The organism is Sphingobacterium sp. UBA7038, assembly GCF_002494055.1.
Lineage (GTDB): Bacteria > Bacteroidota > Bacteroidia > Sphingobacteriales > Sphingobacteriaceae > Sphingobacterium > Sphingobacterium multivorum.
In genome coordinates, this window is the sequence record NZ_DLAV01000020.1 from 76,943 (window position 1) to 97,270 (window position 20,328).

Sequence of the window (20,328 nt, forward strand, 5' to 3'; positions counted from 1 at the left end):
TTTATTGTGACCGTGAAGTTAATAAAAACATTGTTTAACGCCTAAACAATAAGGAAATATTGATCAGTAATGTTTTATAAAGAACAAACAACTGGTCAATTAGTTGGTGCAATACAAAGATTTACGATACATCTTCTTTATAATTTAGTTATTTACTAATTGAATTTTATAAAGTTTGACCTTATTAATAAAGGCGATCTGTACCTCTAGGGAATCTGTACAAACTATTCAAAAAATAGCGTAAAAACCAAAGAGCCCCCGCTAGATTTGATAGCGGGGGCTCTGCGATAGGTATAAGTTAAAAAAGTTTTTCAATACTCTGTTCGGCATAGCCGGCACTTGCTGTCATTCCCTTCCCTCCGATACCGGTTCTAACATGTATCTTTGAGCTAACGTCGATTTCAAGAATATGATCTTTGTGCTGCGAATAATAACCTGCCCAAGAGGATGAAATCGAGGCACGCTCCATCGGCATGATACGGTTGGCTTCTGTAATCATCAATTCATTGATATAGGAATTCACAGCGAAGCCCAATTCATCAAGTCTGTTGCCCGCTGCATATTCGTGCGAATCACCGATAATAATACTACCATCCGTGGCCTGTTTAAAAAGTATATGAATTCCATAATTGCGTAGCTCCTGATAGTGATCAGGCAATGGAATTGTTTGAAAAGATGGGCAGTATTCTTCAAAACTCTCGTATCGACGAATGGTCAGTCCTGTTAAAATATTCCCTGGCAAATGGATATGGGCCAAAGGTTTCGTTCGCATCATTTGCAACTTGCTAATTTCAAGTCCACTATTGTCAAATAAGGAACGATATAAAATTTTAAACTCGTATCCATTGCAAATAAGCAATTTCTTCCCTTCAAAGTTTTGCAACGTACTGCTTGTGACAACAACAGCATCATTTTTATCCTCACAGGCCACAATTGTCGTATCGTATTTCAACGTATAGTCCACAAACTTATTTTGCATATAAATATGCAGCTGTCTAATCATTGACTCGGGTTCTACACTGAGTTCCTGCGGAAAAAAGATGGCCTCTTTAACATAACTAGCATTCATCACAGGATATTTCAATAAAACCTGTTCCTTCGACCAAAGTTCATGTTCATATCCTTTCGCTTGATAATGCTTAGATAACTCATGAAGTACCTGAACTTCATCATTATCTGAAGCAATATAGATACTACCATTTTTTCTAACGGATATATCCATCTCCCGCTGAATAGATTGATATATTTCAACTCCACGTACACCATAATCAAACCATTCACCGGCCATCCCCGATGGCACTACTTGTCCAAAATTACGAACGGTAGATCCCACGGGAAAATTATCCTTTTCGAGTTGGAGCACACGTAACCCCTTTTGTAACGCATGATAGGCATGAAAGGTCCCTAAAATCCCGCCCCCAACAATAATTAAATCATATGTATTTGTTTTCATCTTTATAAATAGAATATCATAAAAAAGTATAGTTAACTAATTTGTACTTCTCCTTTTGTCGCATGCCAAGGAGCCAACAACTCATCGTCGCTTTCTTTCATCTGTTCTTTTTTTCGAATAAAATAAAGTAGGGAGAAGATGCCCAAAATCGCTCCGATAATAGACGCCGAAAAAACCAATTGAATAAAGTAATTTCCCCAGGTAACAGAATTTGGCATAAACTCTTTGTTCACCAATATCAGAAAACTACCCAAATAGCCGATTGAATCAGCCATATACATCACAAAACCAATATTACTTTTCATACGATATGTAGCGATCATTCTTTCAAAAAATATAGCGTTATAAGGAATGTATGCCATATATAACCCCAAACCGACAAGCAACATCCAACTTAAACCATCAATCCATTGCCTCGTAAACAAATAGGTAGAAATACCTGCAGTAAGGAACCCCATAATGATCATATAGTGAATCAACTTAAACGCTTTAAGATTGTTTTTAACCATGATAAGACAACTCACCAACAGCAATACAATTAATGAAATAGTCCCATCAACTTTTGCAAAAATACCCGCTCCTTTTACATGTAACATCTGCCAGATTTCTACCTCAAAGTTATCCCGCACGTCACGTAAAATAGTAAGCATCGTGTACACGATAATAGTCAATACAATCCCGGGATTAAAGGTTTTAAAAAAGTGTTTTCGCATTTGACTGTTCATTGCAACGCGTTCTGTCCGTAGCTTCTTATCCTCCGTTGTAGGTTCTGGGGCATTTTCAAGTATCCATACGCACAAAATAAAGGGTAGAAAAAAAAGTAAACCCGTCAAAAATGGCATCCAAAATTCATTAATATGAAAAGAAGACATCAACCACCGTCCAACAGTTTTTATCAGTCCAGAAGCAAAAATCAGACTCACGGACATTACTGCCCCCATAATCTCTGTAAAACGCCTTCCTTCTAAATAACTAAATACCAATCCCCAAACCATTCCCAATGGAAAACCATTGATAAAAAGAAAGACAACATTCCAAGGCCTTGGACAAAGTGCAAATGCCAAAAGCCCTATCCATGAAATACAAATCAATGCGATTAAATACCGTCCTCTATTACGTTGTTTACTTTCAGAAATAAATTTAATGCCATAGAACTTTGACAACAAATAGCCCAGCATTTGAATGACCACCATACAGACTTTATAATCGACACCAAAAATAGTATCATTTGCAAAGGCAGATGCCGTAAATGACTTTCTAAATGAATACATACTCGTATAACATAAAAATGCTGTAACAGCCAGAACAATAGCCACATATTTCTCATCCAGTCTATTTATGCGTCGTTTTATTCGTTGGTTTAACTCCATCATCTAAACTTGTTAACAGACCTCATCGTCCGCAATCAAAAGTAAATTTTGGAAATTAACACAAGACTAAACTTTTTGTTAAGTATTTATAAACAAATATAATTATCCATTTGTAATACGAAAAGTATAGAATAAAAAAAGCATCATTGAATGATTCAATGATGCTCTAATACTTAACGTGTTATTATCTATTTCTTATTTTCAAAAAAGTATACAATTAGCATGACGGCCTTTCCATTTCCAACATTGCGCGGTGTATGTGATAGTCGTCCATTAAAGAAAATCGAATCGCCCTCCGCTAAGCTAATTTTTTGATCATTGAAGATATACTCCACCTGTCCGCTAATGATATATTTATATTCATAGGCTTCGGTCTCCACCATGGGGCGTTCTGCATCTGGAAGCAACTCCAAAAGAACAATATCCATGGTCGAACTATCCATCGCAGTTGTAAAAATCCGTTTATAATGAAAACCTATCGCCGACTCTTTTTCAAACGGACTATACGTATCTTTTTTCCGAACGACCACAGGGCTTGAATCCAATTCAGAATTAAAATCTTTAAAAAACTCGTTAAGATCAATATTCAGTGCATTGATGATATTAATCAATACGAGTAAGGAGGGTATTGTTCTGTTATTTTCAATCTGCGAAATAAGCCCCTTGCTTACACCCGCTCTATCGGCAACTTCCTGTATGGTAATTCCTTTTTCTTTTCGAATTTCCTTAATTTTATTGCTAATCTTGAATATCGTATTATCTTCCATAACTTGGCCAAAAGTAAACATTTTTATGAGGTCGTGTATATTAAGTTTTTATCACTTAATCATAGGTCACCTATAAAATTATGATATTTTACTGTTCTCAGAAAACTAAGGTTCAATAACAGTAGATTTTTTTTCATCATTCATTTTGCTCAGCATTGGTGAGTACTATTGGTAAACTTTAACCCAGTCAACACGCATCTCAACGGGTAGCTTGTCTTGATTCACTTCACCAACCCAGCTTCCGCCCAACTGTTGGTCAATCAAAAGATAAAAGGGTTGATCATAAGGCCACTGAGAGGGATCTACACCATCAACTCTTGGGTAAGTAAAGGTGTCAACACCATTTAACTGAAATACGATACGGTCGGGATACCAGCTTATACCATATATATTATACGCGTCAGTGTTGACCGAAGCGGTGCCAAAATGTTTCGGATTCTCCTTTTGCCCCAGATCCAACGTATAATAGGAATGCGTGGTCTGGTATATGATATTGTCAAAATTAAGATGCTCCATAATATCGATTTCACCATTTCTAGGATATTTCCCATACTTGTCCAACTCTGCCAGCATCCACATGGCAGGCCATGCTCCTTTTGCACTTCCTAGCTTGGCTCTGATTTCTATGCGTCCGTACTGAAAAGCAAACTTCCCCTTGCTCCATATCCCGCCTGTCAAAAATGGTCTTGAATCGCTATTTTTGTCTGTATTTTTTATTCCTTTGAGAATTAACTCACCATTTTCCCATCCAAAACAGGCGTCATCCATGCTCATATGCCGATTCCAATCGGCTTCCCCTGCTGGAATCCGGGACCATTTACTACTATCTAGCTTTGGGGAATTGAAGTTTTCTTCCCATACCAGCTTCCATTCTTTAAGCTCACGATCCTTCTTTTGCATATACACATAAGGATATTCTTTTGGACTATAATGAACACTACATGCAGAAAACAGTAAGAAAAAACAACTTAGGCTTAGGACTCTCTTCATAATTAAAATAGTGGTTTCGCAAAAAATGATTTAGGCCTAAATTTAGACATAAATTACCATAACCGACAACTCCGCTAAAAATTAATAGAAACAAAGATTCAAACGCAAAAAATGAGATTGCGCAAAGTCCTTAAAACATAGGGTGAGCATTTGCCGCGTTCTTAGGTACATCTTGCTGCGCGTCCCAATGCTCTACGATTTTACCTTCTTCCAATCTGAAGATATCGATTGTCGATTTAAGGCTACCATCTGGATTCTTATTTTTTAGGTGTATGAAGACCAAGTCGCCGTCCGAAGCAATATGCTGTACATCAATCTTTGTCTTAGGCTGCCCTTCAAACCACTTTGTCGCAGCGAGCTTAAACGCTGCTGCCCCATCCGCAACAGCGGGATTATGTTGGATATACTGAGGAGAAATGTACTTGTCAACTGCAGAAATATCCTTATCACCAAACATTTGCTGATAAAAATCTAAAACGATTCTTTTATTCTCTTTGTTTTCGTCAAGTTGTTTTTGCGCAGCTTCTTTGGATTCATCTGTCGAAGGTTGCTGACAACCCAGCGTTAGCAATAAAACAGAGAAAGTCATAACCTTAACCATTATTCTATTTTTCATCTTTAAATCCATTTTAATTGAAGTCATCGATTCACACCTCACCTTAGCACACTCCAATTTACCTAATTTATACAATATAAACAGCTTTTATCTGAGGTCTTTTACTTTATAAATATTGGCATGATAATTGGATTTATTCCTATAGTATAATATTCAGAAATATACATTTCATAAATTTAGGTTAATAATTGGTTAGGTTAAACACCTGAAGTCCCCAACTTCAGGTGTTTTTTATATATTTTCGAAAATCAGTATTGCTATAAAAACAAAAATGACAATTATCGCTTTTATTAATCTAGTTCAATAAAATTCCTTATTGCGCGATGTAACTTTACGTCAGTTAAGAAAATAAAATTATCAGCTATGGAAAATAAAATATTAGGACTACATCACATTACGGCGATAGCAGACAATGCAAAGCGAAATCTCGATTTCTATACAAAAGTACTGGGCGTACGCCTTGTCAAAAAAACAGTTAATTTCGACGACCCAAGCACCTACCACTTCTATTTCGGTAATGAACAGGGCGAACCAGGAACGATTCTTACGTTTTTCCCTTGGGAAGGTATCGGAAAGGGTACTCCGGGAGCGGGAATGGCGACTCATATTGGCTATGCCGTACCTCAAGGGAGTTTGGATTTCTGGAAAAATCGCTTAGCGGAACATCAGATTAGTTTACAGGAAAATGAGATTTTTGGAGAGAAGCTGATTTCATTTAATGATCCCGATGGATTGCAACTTCAGTTTATTGAAACTAACGACCCTAGAAAGGCATGGACAACTACCGACGTCAATGCAGATCATGCGCTAAAAGGATTCCATAATGTCACGCTTTCATTAAAAGAAGCAGATCCAACTATACGCGTATTGACCGATATTTTAGGTTATTCGTTTCATCAGCAGGATGAGAACCGCTATAGATTAACAACTGACAGCATTGAAACAGCAAACATTGTCGACATAATAGCGGATAAAAATCTGCCCTATGGCAAAAATGCGGCCGGCACAAACCATCATATCGCATTCCGGGTAAAGGATGATAATGTATTGATGGAGTATCGCGAAAAGGTCCTTTCGGCAGGGCTGAATATCACAGAAAAAATAAATAGAGATTACTTTTTCTCACTCTATTTTCGTGAACCTGGCGGTGTCTTATTTGAAATCGCGACAGACAATCCCGGGTTTACAGTAGATGAACCCTTATCCACTTTAGGAGCGGCACTCAAATTGCCAAAACAATATGAAAGCTATCGTTCGCAGATTGAACAGACATTGCCAAAAATCGATTAATAAAAGTTTATAAAAATCATTTTACAAAAGAAAAAGTTATGGAAAGAACTGAAATTGTATTAGACAAAAATCAACGTGGGGAGCTCCAATTATTCTCCGACGATCACAAAGCAGGTTTAATGAGCATCGCTATCATTGACGGGAATTTAGTAGTTTACCATACAGAGGTAGACGAAGCTTATGAAGGCCGAGGATTTGCCAAAATACTTCTTGAGAAATTGGTATCTCATGCGCGTGAAAACAACATGAAAATTGTTCCTTTATGTCCTTATGTAAATGCACAGTTTCATCGTCATCCAGAGCTTTATCAGGATGTTTGGTTTAAAAAAACGGTATAAATTACCATAAAAAGAAGGGACAAAATGAGTCATTCAATCAATATTAAAACGGCTGGGCAAAGTTTGGAACAGGCAAAAAAAGCCATCGTCATGATCCATGGTCGTGGGGGAAGTGCAGAAGACATCCTTGGTATGTCATCCTATCTTCATGTCGATAATTTTGCGTTACTTGCACCACAGGCAGAAAATCACAGCTGGTACCCCTATTCTTTTATTGCTCCCGTACAAGAGAACGAACCCTGGTTGAGTTCTGCAATTGATCTGATCGATCATACGGTCAAACTAGCTTTAGCCAATGGAATCCTCACCGAAAACATCTATTTTTTTGGTTTTTCTCAGGGTGCCTGTTTAACACTAGAATACCTTACACGGCATGGTCAACGCTATGGTGGTGCTATAGCAATTATTGGCGGAGTAATCGGTGAAGAAATTAACAGGGATAATTACAAGGGTGACTTTGCTCAAACACCTATTTTTATAGGCACTAGCGATCCAGATTTCCATGTTCCTCTTGAACGGGTGGAAGCTACAGTAGCCATCTTAGAACAAATGAATGCCAATGTAAAGCTCATGGTATATCAAAACGCAGGCCACTCCATCAACCGCGAGGAGATCGATCTTGCAAACGAATTCGTTCTTTAAAAAAGACAGAAATGATCCATTGGTAAGAGTGATCCATTGGTTGTTGATTAACTATGATTAATCAACAACCAATTTTTTCGACACATTAGACTTTAGGGTATTTATAGCCATTATGATAAACTGATGCCAGGTACCTATTCGCTTTCTGATCCGTAAAATGCTGTTGTTCTTTATCCCAATAGAGTTTTTGTCCTGTCCTAAATGCAATATTTCCCAATTGAGAAAAGATGGCAATATGGGCTCCTACTTCAATTGGTGCATGGAGTATTTGTGGATTACGTTGGCGAATGGCAGCCACAAAATTTTCCATATGTTTATCCAAGCCATTGTCTAAAGAAGGTTGGATAGAGACCGCTTCCATCCTTCCTTTTTCTGGAATGACCTCCCATCCCGATCTATTCAACACCAGCGTACCATTGTTACCAATAAATGCGACACCATGATTACGATTATAAGGTCCGAGATCAATACCCTTAGCATGCTCCCATTGGATGTTGAAGCCCTCAAACTCATATACGGCAGTCATGGTATCAGGCGTTTGGCCAGCATCGTCCGGGAATGCGAACTTACCTCCTGAGGCCATGATGGATTTTGGATCAGAAACTTTCATCCCCAGTAAAGCATAATCCAACATATGCACGCCCCAATCTGTCATCAAACCACCCGCATAGTCCCAAAACCAGCGGAAATTAAAGTGGAATCGATTCGAATTAAATGGTCTTTTTTGTGCCGGACCTAGCCATTCCGTATAATGCACACCTGCGGGAACCGGTTCATCGGGTACAATGGGAATAGCACTTTTCCACCCCTGATAAGACCAAGCTTTCACCAATCGTATTTTACCTAATTTACCCGAATGAACAAAATCAATGGCGTCCTGGAAATGTTGCTGGCTCCGTTGCCACTGTCCAACTTGCACAATAGCCTTATTCTTTTTTGCCGCCTGAACCATTAATTGACATTCAAGGATAGAGTTACCAATAGGCTTTTCGACATAGACGTGTTTCCCCGCATTTACGGCATCGATCATTTGCAGGCAATGCCAATGATCCGGAGTTGCAATAATGACCGCATCCACCATTGGGCTGTTGAGCATTTTTTTATAATCTACAAATGTTTCGACATGTATGTTTCTTTTTTGAAGTTCTTCCGCTCTCTTTTTAAGAATATTTTCATCCACATCGCAAAGAGCGGTACAAACCAAGCCATCATTCTTTAACAACGCATTCAAATCAGCCCAGCCCATACCATTTACACCAATTAATCCAACCCGGATGGATTGATCTAAAAAGGTTGAACCTTTCGCATTTAAAAAAAATGTTGAAGCAGCTAAAACAGTAGACGTTTTGATAAAATCTTTTCTATTCATTGGATATTGGTTTAAGTTTTGTTTTTAACGGATATCATCTAAATATCAAATACGAATAGACTACATATGCTTGGATGAATGCCATTTAACAAGAATTACGTTCTTTATTATTAAAAACAAATTACTTCGATGAAAATACAAAAATGAATTTAGGTGCTCGCAAAAAGCATTGTAAAATATATATCGACAATTGTTGCGGAACCTTATGGACAAAACGAAAAAATGGTCGAGTTAGAATCACTCGACCATACATCTACCTATGAAAAACATGCCCGTGGGAGGGGCGCATGAAGTTAATACTAATTTCACGAAGAACAAACATTTTAAAAAATATTTATCTAAATAATTAATAATACCATTAACAATGGAATTATTAATTGATCATGTTACATTGGTTGGAGGGATTGTGTTTTATTAGGCATTTATGTTCAATAATTTCCTTCCTCTAGCGCTGTTCCAATCAACATCTTCTTCAAAAAAAGCCTCAGTTACAGAACACATTTTATAATTCATTTAAAAAAAATAAAAGATTAATCATTTATTATGCCTACCTTGCCGCACTTAATTAAAAATAATGAATACAGGTAAAATTAAATTTTTCAATGAAACTAAAGGTTTTGGTTTTATTACACCAGAGGATGGTAGTGCAGATGTTTTCGTACACGTTTCTGCGCTTAAAAACCAAGTATCTGAAGGCGACGTTGTAACTTATGATGTAGAAAGAACTCCAAAGGGGATCAGCGCTACAAATGTAAAATTGGCGTAATCCAAAAAATACACTTTCTTGTTAATGGGGTAATTCTTAATGACTTATCCCATTTCTTTTTCCTATTCTTCCTTTACAATTTTTCAGCAATCCTTTACTTTTCCGTTGAAGACTTTTAGTTTTCAAATAAAAGCATAAAAAGGATTCTCAAAGGTTTTATTTAAGACAAATTCGAACATACTATTTATGGAATTTAAACAACTCAGTTTAATCGCTCCGCTTTTAAAAGCAATAACAGAAACAGGCTACACACACCCCACTGCAATTCAACAGAAAGCCATTCCAGTTGTATTGCAAGGCAACGATCTTATTGGTTGTGCACAAACGGGAACAGGCAAAACCGCCGCTTTTGCACTTCCGCTTTTACAACGTCTTGAAGAAACTAAGACTTCAGGTAAGCTCGTTCCGATTAGGGCTTTGATCCTTACGCCAACACGTGAACTAGCCATTCAAATTGGAGACAATATAAACTTATACCGGAAATATCTAAAACTAAACTACTGCACTATTTTCGGTGGTGTAAGCCAAGAAAAACAAGTTAAAGAAATTAAAAAGGGCGTCGATATTCTTGTAGCTACCCCAGGCCGCTTACTGGATTTAATGAATCAAAAAATAGTTTCTCTAGATAAAATCGAAATCTTAATATTGGACGAGGCGGACAATATGCTGGACATGGGCTTTATTCATGACATCAAAAAGATCCTGGCCAAAGTTCCGTCAAAACGACAAACATTATTCTTCTCGGCAACGATGCCACCCAATATCCGTAAATTTGCACATGGCATATTACATAAACCTATTGAAGTTGACGTCACCCCGGTAAGCTCAACGGCCGAGAAAGTCAATCAATCTGTATTTTTTGTTGAAAAGAAGGATAAGATCAAATTATTGACGAGCATACTAAAAAAGCTGAAGCATGAGCGTACCATTGTCTTCTCCCGAACAAAACACGGAGCGGATAAAATCGTTAAGTTACTTGCGAAAAATGGTTTGAGAGCAGCAGCCATTCACGGAAATAAATCTCAAAATGCGAGACAAAAAGCGCTAGGTGAATTTAAGGACAGTCATCTTAAAATATTGATCGCTACCGATATTGCTGCAAGAGGAATTGATATCGAACAACTCCCCCTTGTGATTAATTATGATCTCCCTAATGTACCGGAAACCTACGTTCATCGCATCGGAAGAACAGGAAGAGCTGGCCAGGAAGGAAAAGCCGTTTCTTTTTGCGATGTAGAAGAAAGACCATATTTAGCTGATATTGAAAAATTAATCGGACTAAAAATCAAAATAGAAAAGATCAATAAATAGATCTTTATAAAACCTCAAGTAAAAGGCCCTAAATTATTGGATTTAGGGCCTTTTATGTTTTATTTATGGTTTGCGATCTGCCATCAACAGTGTCGATGGCGTGAAAGGAAGCCAATGTACTTTTTTATTGACAATTTTGTTCCAGCTGGGAAGGCTGATCAACATTAAGTCTTGCTCCTGCCAGGTCTCACGGTTTAACTCTTTTTCAGTTATTGTAAGATGATTTGGTACAAGTTGTTCCAATTGCCTCAATTTCTCTTTAAAGCTCTCATTGGTTTTCAGCACTTGGTTGAGATCCCACACAATGACTTGAGCATCGGAATGCTGTATTAGACGCTGTATCATTTCACCAAGAAATTCATCGTTTTTTAAGACAACAGGAACAACCACACGATTTGCCTTTAGAAAATTTTTATCGATTAAGATACCTACCTGTGCATTTACTTTAGCATTGATTTGCTGATTTCGATCGAAAGTCATGAAAGGAGACTCTGCATTTGTAACCGTATGGAATAACTTCTCGGGATTCACAATCCGGGTAGTAAAATCTAAAAAACGCCCCAGTAAGCTTCCCTCATAAATTGATTCACTGACACCCAACAATAATAAGTCCTGATTGCGCTCATTGGAAGTTTGAACAATCTCATTGTCAATATCACTGGAGATTTTAAAAATTGTCTGGATCGGTTGCTCAAGCTGCATCGCCACCTGCTTAATTTCACGGAAACTATCCAGCTCCTGGATTTCCACTTCATAATGATGTAATTCGTTGGCAGGCTCAATATGTAATGCCGTAATTTCAGCGTTCTTTTTTGATTTCAACGTTAAAGCATCAGCCAGATACAATAGTGAAATCCCCGTGTTACTTTTCGCAAAAGACAGTAGAATCTTAAATTTTGATTTATCACGGAAATCTTCCTGTAGTGAATTTTTCTTAGGTCGATAGAGGAAATTGATTAAATCTAAAGATGGTCCCGTCATAAAAGTAGTGACCAACGCCATTACAACCATCATCGAAAATAATTCAGCACTTAAAACGCCAAGATCGTATCCAATATTGAGGACGATAAGTTCCATTAGCCCCCGCGTGTTCATTAAGGCACCAATACTCAAACTATCTTTCCAGCTTTGACCAACAAAGCGCGCCGCTAACGTACTACCTGCAAATTTACCAATAACCGCAACCAAAATAATCCCAATGGTAATCATCCATAACTGAGGGTCATTAAGCAGACCGATCTGCGTGCGGAGACCTGTAAAGACAAAGAATAAAGGTAATAGTAACAAGGTTGAAACATCTTCGATTTTTTCGATAAATGCTGTCCGGAATCGACTCCCTTCGGGCATAATAGCTCCGGCCATAAATGCTCCAAAAAGTGCATGGATTCCGATTACTTCGGTCGCATAAGCCGACAATAACAGCACAATAAAGAAAATAGCAACAACAGGCTTACTTAGGGCTTCTTTACTTCCTTTTACCTCTCCAACGCGCATCAAAAATGGACGAACGATCTTAATCATGATGAGCACATAGGCAACAGCCAGCCCGATGGTATATAATGCACTAGCAAAATCACCCGCTTTGACAATTGCTATCACGACAGCCAGAATACACCAAGCTGTAGTATCGTCTGCAGCGGCGCAGGTAATCGCCATTGCACCTAACTTACTTTTTTGCAACCCCCTTTCTTGTATAATTCTAGCAAGAACAGGAAACGCTGTTATACTCATGGAAATACCAATAAACAAGCTGTAGGATAGAAACTCTACATTTGTGGGTGGATGGAATAGGTATAAAAAATAAGCCAGTGAAATTCCCAACGTAAATGGGATCACAATGCTTGCATGAGAAATGACAACAGCATCATGCGCTTTATTTCGCAGCACATTCAGGTCCAGCTCCATTCCAATGATAAACATAAATAAGATTAGCCCAATTTGGCTCAGAAACTGCAAGTTACTAAGCGATTCTACAGGAAAAAGTGTATGCGAAAATTCGGGAAAATGGAGTCCCAGCAACGATGGCCCCAATATGATACCGGCGAGCATCTCTCCTATGACGACAGGCTGCTTAATCTTTATGCAAATCCAGCCCATGATACGTGCAGCGATAATGATTGTCACGATTTGCGCCAGTAATATCGCTAGCGGATGCTGCAGACTATGGAATAAGGTTGATGTAAAATCGTTCCAGGCACCTTGACTTGTTTTCTGTCCACGCAGCAGCTCTGGAGCCTCCAGCTGTGTCCCCAAATGAATCACCCAATACATCACACCGAGTAACGTACCCACTAACACTACGTAGAAAATTGTATTCCTATATCTCCTCATCTTCAATGGCAATTAAAATAAATATAATGACAATAGCATACTAAGTCCCGACCAATATTCTTTAAACAAAGGGGGGATAAAATACATTCTCAACAAAAATATAATTCTGTTGCAGTTTTAATGCCTTTCAGCAGGTAGGTCTAAGAAAATATGTAATGAACCAAAAGAATTTTGTAATCAACTGAATTTCTCGAAAAACATTTTCTTGTACGATTCGCCCAAATTAAAAACAAGGGGTAGATTTTGTTCGTCCAACAAAGTGCTTGTAATTTCATCAGCCGAGAAAAATTTGACGATCTTGGCTGCAATGATCTCTTTTTTATTGATACGGATAAAATCCTGTTCAGGCAAGATCTCCATCAGCTTATCAAAGCTTATATTTTTCAATAAAATAAATGAACCATCCGCCAAATAAACTGTTTTATCCCGGCTGTCTACTTCAGCTATTTGAACATAGTTAATCTGTTCGAAATACAATACTGTTTTTCCTTTATTCGTATTAAATTGCGCAAACGAGACAGTTTCAGATCGCTTGCTGATTAGCTGCTCAACCTTCATAATGGCTTGTTGAAGACGTTCCAAGGACAGTGGTTTACGCATATAATCTACTGCGTTGATGTCAAATGCCTCGCTCGCATATTGTTTATATGCGGTAGAAAACACAATTGGAAAGTCTTTTAGCTCTATGGCTAGATCAAATCCGTTAAATTCCGGCATTTCAATATCCAGAATACAAAAATCAAAACTCAAATTGCGGTATTCACTCAATAATACAGTTGGATCATTAAAAGTTTTCACCACCTCCAAGCCAGGAATCTGTTCACATAGCATTTTCAAAAATCTCAAGCTTGGTATTTCATCATCCAAAAGAATACATTTCAAATTTTTTTCAATCGGCATACAATCTAATTTGAAGGTGGGCAGTATAAACATCATTTTCTACAAATCTGCGCAGATGATGTCTACCTGGATAATACAACATGAGACGCTCTTCCAAGGTTTTGCTACCTATTCCACTTTTAGACTTTTGCAATGGTGAACGTTTTGATATTCGATTGTTTACAACTAATTCGAATAAACCGTTCTTAAAGGTCAACATGATTGCGATAAAAGAATCCGGACCGTGAAAGTCCGCATGCTTAAACGCATTTTCAATTAAATCAACCGACATCAGAGGAACAAAAGAAGGTGTGTTCAATATAGCGTCATTTAGTTCATCAATATCAAATTTTACGCGGATATCAAATAAAGGGCTTAATTTAACTTTATTAATCTCAATGAGATTGCGGGCAAATTCAATTTCGGCCTTTGGTGAAACGAGCTCATCTTCACTTTCATACAACACGTAATCCAATACCATGGCCAATTTGTCCATCGTATAATAGGTTTGATAAGCATGGGAAAGTATTCCGTTCAACGAATTTTTAAGCAAATGTGGATTTAATTGAGCCCGATGGAAATGTGCTATCTTTTGATTGTCCATACGATTAAAAAGATCTTTTTGTCGTCTATTTTCGACCTCCAATTTCCGGTATTTTTGTCTTAACAATAGAAACAAAACCAATACTACAGCAACAATGGTCAGCAATAATAGAATGATTATATTCGAGATTTCAGTTGTCATGTTCATCCAAACTTAGTTAAAATTTCATTCTAAACGAAAAACCAGTTGCAGAAAACCTGGATAATCAAACTCGTTAACGATCAAATGAAATCTGAGCAATCTAAACAAAATACAGCACTGTAAAATTCTTATGTATTTATTACAAAAATTAACAGTTTCATTACAATTTAGTCACTTTGAAACATTAATTTCAGATTATTATCCTTATATTGAGACTATTGTAATTAGCCGATCAAATGATTGTCTACGCTATTTTGGTTAAACCCGCCTGATTTTTAATCAGGCCTAATATGAAACACTATGGAAAAGCTCATTTTCGAAACTAATGCACAACATCCCAGTCTTGTAGACAAAATTAAACAAGCTGTTGAAAAACTGAATGGCATCCACGAATGGAAAATCGACTTGGATTCTATTTACAATCTGTTAACCATAGAAGGCATTCGATTAAACCCGACGGAAATCGAATCGGAGCTTGCGCTCCATGGCGTCGAAGCAAGTCGTCTATATGAAGAGTAGACAAACGACTTGATAGCAAATAAAATAAGTTTCTTGGAAGCTAGATGGTTAATAACAACCGAATTCAATAAAACTGAACTTCTTCCAGCATAAGATTAATGCATTCTTATGCTGGAAGAAGCATCAAATCTTTTTAATAACCATGGCAGAGGCACCGCCGCCACCATTACATATCGCAGCCAGTCCTAATGATCCCCCTTCCTGTCTTAAGATACTACTAAGTGTTACCACAATTCTAGCTCCCGAACATCCCAATGGATGCCCCAAAGATACCGCCCCCCCATAAACGTTTACTTTGTTCAAGGGTAAGCCTAAAATTTGTGCATTTGCCAAAGCGACAACAGAAAAGGCTTCATTAAATTCGAAATAATCAATATCATCAATGGTAAGGCCTGCTTTTTTTAATACTTTATTTGTGGCAATACTAGGCGTTGTCGTAAACCATTCTGGCTCTTGTTCAGCATCAGCATAAGCAATAATCTCGGCTAAGGGGACAAGTCCAAGTTCTTCCAATTTTTCACCAGACATGAGCAGTACCGCAGCAGCTCCATCACTTATCGTCGATGCGTTCGCTGCAGTTACAGTCCCCTCTTTTTTGAAAGCGGGTTTAAGCTCAGGTATCTTGTCAAAATTAACCTGAGAAAACTCTTCATCCCGCGAAACAAGCACCTCTCCTTTTCGACTCTGTACCGTTATAGGTTGGACTTCGCTCAAAAACTTATTTTTTTGCCAAGCATCGAGACTTCTTTTATAGGAACTTATTGCATAATTATCCTGTTCTTCACGACCAATATGATATTTTTCGGCGCATAGTTCCGCGAAGACTCCCATGGCATCATTTGAATAGGCATCACTCAAGCCATCGCGTTGCAAGCCATCACTCAGGCTTTGAGCACCAAACTTAGCACCCCAGCGCATAGCATCTGCATAGTAAGGTACCCTGCTCATGCTTTCCATCCCCCCTGCAATCACAACATCCGCATCTCCCAATAGAATACTCTGCGCAGCAACCGCTATGGCTTTCATGCCACTTGCACATACTTTATTGATGGTTGTTGCAGTTGTATGATCTGATAAACCGGCGAAACGAGCAACCTGTCGAGCCGGCGCTTGTCCTAAATCAGCTTGCAAAACAGCCCCCATAATAATCTCGTCGACTAAATCACTGGCAATTCCAGCTTCATCAACAACCGCTCGGACAACCCGGGCTGCGAGCTTCGTGGCTGAAATTGACGATAGCGCTCCACCAAAGCTTCCAATTGGTGTACGTTTCGCTGCAACGATAAATACGCTTTTTGACATGATATAAAAATTTATAATTGTTTTGCTAAAATTAGGAGGCCTATCCTAAGCGTATCCGCAACAGCCCTTCCTCGTCTTAAAGATAAAAAATATAACAGATACCCCACAACAAGTCGGTTTTATTTTTTTTATAAAAACAGAATAAATAGAAAAAAAACAACCCAAAAACTTCCCTACTTAAACTATTAAACGAAAAATAAAGAATAAAAATTTGTAAAAAGCCAAGCCTTTTCGTTAAATTCGTTTAGATAACATCCTAATGGACGGGCATTCAAAAGGCCCCCTTACATAAGATAACCAGAAGCAAGATAAACGATTATGCAGACAATCCGGTTTACAGCTGAACATCAGATTTTTCGCGATACACTTCGCGCATTTATTCGAAAAGAGATTACACCTTACATCGATGATTGGGAAAAACAGAGGGAGATCGACCGGAAAGTGTGGAAGAAAATGGGTGATATGGGATTTATGGGTCTCAATTATCCAGAAGTGTATGGCGGACTAGAACTCGATTTTTATTATTCCTTGATACTCTGCGAAGAATTATCGTATTGTTTTTCTGGCGGATTTACCATTTCCGCGCTTGTCATTCAGTTTATGTCGGCTCCATACCTACTGAAATATGGATCAGAAGATCTGAAAGTACGCTATCTTAAACCGGTTATTGCTGGTGATATGATCAGCGCTGTTGCTATTACTGAACCCGGGGCTGGTTCTGACGTAAAGCAGATCAAAACAACAGCTGTCCGCGACGGAGATTTTTATATTGTCAACGGATCTAAAACATTTATTACCAACGGTTACTACGGTGATTTTTTCATTACAGCAGTCAAAACGGCTCCTGACCAAGGAACAAAAGGAATAAGCTTGTTAATTATTGACAGAAATGCAAGCGGAGTCTCTTCAAACAAAATCAATAAATTAGGTTGGCACGCCTCAGACACTGCCGAACTAGGTTTTAATAATGTGCGAGTCCCTATTTCTCACCTTGTTGGCATTGCCGGAGAAGGATTTCGCTATTTAATGGATGGACTTCAGTTGGAAAGGCTTACCGCAGCTGTTCATAGTCTCGCTACCGCAGAATCCGCGTTTCAATACACGCTTGATTATATCGCACAACGCGAAGCCTTTGGAAAAAAGATCCAGGAATTTCAAACCATACGGCACCGGATCGCACAAATGGCAGCCAATATTGCTACCACGAAAGCCTTTGTCTACCATTGTTGTGATCTCCAAGACCAAAACGAATATGCAGTCCAAGAATGTTCCATAGCGAAGCTACAAGCAAGTGAGCTCGCCGTCAATGTCGTAAACCAATGTCTCCAATTATTTGGCGGTTATGGCTTTACAGAAGATTATAAAATCGCACGTTTATATCGCGATGTCCGTGTCGGCACCATTATCGGAGGAACCTCAGAAATCATGCTCGAAATTATCGCGAAAATGACAATAGATCATGTGACTTATCAATCCGGAAAGTCCAAACAATAGAAAGCTTTTAAAAATCAGGACCAATACAATGGATGAAAATAAATCTTATAGGACACACCCTCTCTTTCGTGTAGAACAGGATAATCATCATATCATTACAATCCAACCTCTATCGGCAGCAGCTCCAGAGCAGTTGGATATGATAGGCTATCTCACACAATTTGTCGATTTGGTTACGTTCATTCTCGAACGGGAAGATACGGTAGGCGTCGTATACACTTGCCCGATTCAAGACGAAAAAATTGAGTATGCGCAATTATTTAGGCAGTTTTCTTCGAGCCGCTCGAGCCCTTCGGACTTATTCGAGCTTACATCAAAAGTTTTGCGTTGGGAAACGTTTAAAAAGCCAATTGTCTCTCTTTTCACTAACAATTGTACTGCGATTGCCCTAGCGACTATGCTATGGTCTAATTATCGTATCGCCTCCGAAACACTTCAGTTTGGCTTTCCGGAAAGTAGGTATGGTTTGTTTACGGCTTTTGGTGCAACGATCTATTTGCCAGCATTGATAGGTACTGAAAATGCCCTAAGTCTGCTGACACAAAGCAAACTTGTGAGCAGTGAAGAAGCACATCAACTTGGGTTAATCAATGAATTGGCGCAGAAGCCGGACGATTGCCTACCTTTAGCAAAAAACTGGATTCTTCATCCTCCCAGCATTGATGCCAACCAGCACACAAAACAAATGGACGAACTGGGGCCCGAAGCAATTCTCGCTATCCAAAAAAAAGCACGCGGCTTATACGCCGGCACAAATGCAGTTATTGAATTATTACAAAAAAAACAATTATCTACACCGTTTGAGGCCGCCGAGCAGGAAGCAAACTTGTACCTGCACGTATTAAGACGTCCCGAGCCACTCAGCATGGTCCGTACACTTCATTATGGTGTCCAATTGGCGAAATCACCCAAAACTATAAATCATTTTGAAGATTATAGCCTAAAAAAAATAGGCATTCTGGGTGCTGGAATGATGGGTTCGGGGATCGCTTATGAGGCGGCCCGGGCAGGAATAGAAGTTGCTTTAAAAGACGTTACACTTTCCCAAGCCCAACGCGGCAAAGCTTATGCTAAGCAGGTTTGTGAAAAATCACTGGCTTTAGGGGCCATGACCGCATCCCAAGGGGAACAATTGCTTGCACGCATAAAACCAACGGAACAAGTCGGTGATCTGAATGGATCTGACTGTATTATTGAAGCTGTATTTGAAGATTTCCACCTAAAAGCTAATGTCACACAAGAAAGCTTACCCTATTTAAGTGAAAATGGGTTCTTCGCGACAAATACGACATCATTGCCCATTACGGAGCTTGCTTTCGCAAGCTCCGAACCTAAAAGTTTTATCGGCATGCATTTCTTTTCTCCTGTTGACCGCATGCCTCTTGTCGAAATCATCTGTGGTAAACAAACCGCGCAAAAAACGTTGGAGAAAGCACTCACCACAGCTTTACGCCTCAATAAAATTCCGATAGTCGTACAAGACGGTCCAGGTTTTTTCACCTCGCGTATTTTCTTCAACTATTTACTGGAGGGTATTACAATGGTATTGGAAGGAATCTCTCCAACTCTTATTGAAGAGGAAGCGATAGCTGCAGGTTTTGCCGTAGGTCCCTTAGCGGTATTAGACGAAATCTCCTTGGAACTAATGCTCCATGTATATGATCAACTTCCACAACTACATGCCAGCCAAAAGCGCGCATACAATTACCTCAAAGGTATGGTGGATCAAGGAAGAAAAGGAAAAAAATCAGGCGCCGGATTCTACGATTATGACACTGAAACCAAAAAGAAGAAAATTTGGAAAAACCCTATAATTGCATCTGTAAAGGAAAATATAACGGCTACAATTATCCGTAAGCGTTTATTGCATGTTATGGCATTGGATAGTTACCGATGCCTCGCAGAAGGTGTACTTCATCAACCCATCGATGGCGATATTGGTTCCATCTTAGGGGTTGGTTATGCAAGCCATACAGGGGGGGTATTCGGTCACATCGATCTCACAACACTTCCTCTATTCGTTTCGGAATGTCAACTATTTCAGCCCTACGGTGAACAATGGGATATTCCAGCATCTTTAAGAGAGCTGGCAGATAAAGATTTCAGATTTTATAATGGTTTCGACTCAAACTGGTCTTAAAACCGA

18 protein-coding genes are annotated in these 20,328 nt (G+C 38.7%); 8 read left to right on the plus strand and 10 right to left on the minus strand.

Going from position 1 to position 20,328, the window contains the following annotated elements; genetic code table 11:
- Positions 1-298: 298 nt before the first annotated feature.
- The 5 genes from B3H30_RS13955 to B3H30_RS13975 all read right to left on the minus strand — a co-directional run bounded on the left by B3H30_RS13955 (position 299) and on the right by B3H30_RS13975 (position 5,196).
- Positions 299-1,453 carry a TIGR03364 family FAD-dependent oxidoreductase gene (locus tag B3H30_RS13955; RefSeq protein WP_070570514.1) on the minus strand — a complete coding sequence of 385 codons (1,155 nt, stop codon included), beginning with the start codon at positions 1,451-1,453 and terminating at the stop codon, positions 299-301.
- A 32-nt stretch (positions 1,454-1,485) separates the two neighbouring features.
- Positions 1,486-2,826 carry a DUF5690 family protein gene (locus B3H30_RS13960; RefSeq protein ID WP_083296140.1) on the minus strand — a complete coding sequence of 447 codons (1,341 nt, stop codon included), beginning with the start codon at positions 2,824-2,826 and terminating at the stop codon, positions 1,486-1,488.
- A 185-nt stretch (positions 2,827-3,011) separates the two neighbouring features.
- Positions 3,012-3,590 carry a helix-turn-helix domain-containing protein gene (locus tag B3H30_RS13965; RefSeq protein WP_159333512.1) on the minus strand — a complete coding sequence of 193 codons (579 nt, stop codon included), beginning with the start codon at positions 3,588-3,590 and terminating at the stop codon, positions 3,012-3,014.
- 165 nt (positions 3,591-3,755) lie between these two features.
- On the minus strand, positions 3,756-4,580 hold the full coding sequence (locus tag B3H30_RS13970; RefSeq protein WP_070565327.1) for a glycoside hydrolase family 16 protein: 825 nt from the start codon (positions 4,578-4,580) through the stop codon (positions 3,756-3,758).
- Positions 4,581-4,710: 130 nt separating this feature from the next.
- Positions 4,711-5,196, minus strand: coding sequence for a nuclear transport factor 2 family protein (locus B3H30_RS13975; RefSeq protein WP_070565661.1), 486 nt, complete (start codon positions 5,194-5,196; stop codon positions 4,711-4,713).
- A gap of 363 nt (positions 5,197-5,559) precedes the next feature.
- Between B3H30_RS13975 and B3H30_RS13980 the strand changes: the two genes are divergently transcribed.
- The 3 genes from B3H30_RS13980 to B3H30_RS13990 are packed head-to-tail and all read left to right on the plus strand — an operon-like array spanning position 5,560 to position 7,466.
- Positions 5,560-6,486 carry a ring-cleaving dioxygenase gene (locus B3H30_RS13980; RefSeq protein WP_070565329.1) on the plus strand — a complete coding sequence of 309 codons (927 nt, stop codon included), beginning with the start codon at positions 5,560-5,562 and terminating at the stop codon, positions 6,484-6,486.
- Between the two features lie 38 nt (positions 6,487-6,524).
- Positions 6,525-6,824: a GNAT family N-acetyltransferase gene (locus B3H30_RS13985; protein WP_046672947.1), complete on the plus strand. Its 300-nt coding sequence runs from the start codon at positions 6,525-6,527 to the stop codon at positions 6,822-6,824.
- A 24-nt stretch (positions 6,825-6,848) separates the two neighbouring features.
- Positions 6,849-7,466, plus strand: a complete 618-nt coding sequence (locus B3H30_RS13990) for an alpha/beta hydrolase (protein WP_070565331.1) — start codon at positions 6,849-6,851, stop codon at positions 7,464-7,466.
- 85 nt (positions 7,467-7,551) lie between these two features.
- On the opposite strand, the gene B3H30_RS13995 is transcribed toward B3H30_RS13990, so the two are convergent.
- A complete protein-coding gene (locus B3H30_RS13995; RefSeq protein ID WP_070565333.1) occupies positions 7,552-8,835 on the minus strand; it encodes a Gfo/Idh/MocA family protein in 1,284 nt (427 codons plus the stop codon).
- A 574-nt stretch (positions 8,836-9,409) separates the two neighbouring features.
- Between B3H30_RS13995 and B3H30_RS14000 the strand changes: the two genes are divergently transcribed.
- Both B3H30_RS14000 and B3H30_RS14005 read left to right on the plus strand, forming a co-directional pair.
- Positions 9,410-9,601 carry a cold-shock protein gene (locus B3H30_RS14000; protein ID WP_046672944.1) on the plus strand — a complete coding sequence of 64 codons (192 nt, stop codon included), beginning with the start codon at positions 9,410-9,412 and terminating at the stop codon, positions 9,599-9,601.
- Between the two features lie 186 nt (positions 9,602-9,787).
- Positions 9,788-10,912 (plus strand): DEAD/DEAH box helicase, encoded by a 1,125-nt coding sequence (locus B3H30_RS14005; RefSeq protein WP_070565335.1) that lies wholly within the window; start codon positions 9,788-9,790, stop codon positions 10,910-10,912.
- Between the two features lie 63 nt (positions 10,913-10,975).
- On the opposite strand, the gene B3H30_RS14010 is transcribed toward B3H30_RS14005, so the two are convergent.
- The 3 genes from B3H30_RS14010 to B3H30_RS14020 form a co-directional block, all read right to left on the minus strand.
- The gene (locus tag B3H30_RS14010) at positions 10,976-13,243 is read right to left on the minus strand and encodes a cation:proton antiporter (RefSeq protein ID WP_070565337.1); all 2,268 of its coding nucleotides are present in this window, start codon (positions 13,241-13,243) and stop codon (positions 10,976-10,978) included.
- A gap of 177 nt (positions 13,244-13,420) precedes the next feature.
- Complete coding sequence (locus B3H30_RS14015) at positions 13,421-14,143, minus strand: LytR/AlgR family response regulator transcription factor (RefSeq protein ID WP_070565339.1); 723 nt, start codon at positions 14,141-14,143, stop codon at positions 13,421-13,423.
- Positions 14,133-14,873, minus strand: a complete 741-nt coding sequence (locus B3H30_RS14020; RefSeq protein WP_083295901.1) for a histidine kinase — start codon at positions 14,871-14,873, stop codon at positions 14,133-14,135. Before B3H30_RS14020 ends, B3H30_RS14015 begins: the two co-directional genes overlap by 11 nt.
- 294 nt (positions 14,874-15,167) lie before the next feature.
- Here B3H30_RS14020 and B3H30_RS14025 point away from each other — a divergent pair, with 294 nt between their 5' ends.
- The gene (locus tag B3H30_RS14025) at positions 15,168-15,386 is read left to right on the plus strand and encodes a hypothetical protein (RefSeq protein WP_046672939.1); all 219 of its coding nucleotides are present in this window, start codon (positions 15,168-15,170) and stop codon (positions 15,384-15,386) included.
- Positions 15,387-15,509: 123 nt separating this feature from the next.
- Here B3H30_RS14025 and B3H30_RS14030 read toward each other — a convergent pair whose 3' ends face one another.
- Positions 15,510-16,688 carry a thiolase family protein gene (locus tag B3H30_RS14030; RefSeq protein ID WP_070565341.1) on the minus strand — a complete coding sequence of 393 codons (1,179 nt, stop codon included), beginning with the start codon at positions 16,686-16,688 and terminating at the stop codon, positions 15,510-15,512.
- Positions 16,689-17,006: 318 nt separating this feature from the next.
- Between B3H30_RS14030 and B3H30_RS14035 the strand changes: the two genes are divergently transcribed.
- Positions 17,007-18,182, plus strand: a complete 1,176-nt coding sequence (locus B3H30_RS14035) for an acyl-CoA dehydrogenase family protein (protein ID WP_070565343.1) — start codon at positions 17,007-17,009, stop codon at positions 18,180-18,182.
- Positions 18,183-18,210: 28 nt separating this feature from the next.
- Positions 18,211-20,322, plus strand: coding sequence for a 3-hydroxyacyl-CoA dehydrogenase NAD-binding domain-containing protein (locus B3H30_RS14040; RefSeq protein WP_070565345.1), 2,112 nt, complete (start codon positions 18,211-18,213; stop codon positions 20,320-20,322).
- Positions 20,323-20,328: the final 6 nt, after the last annotated feature.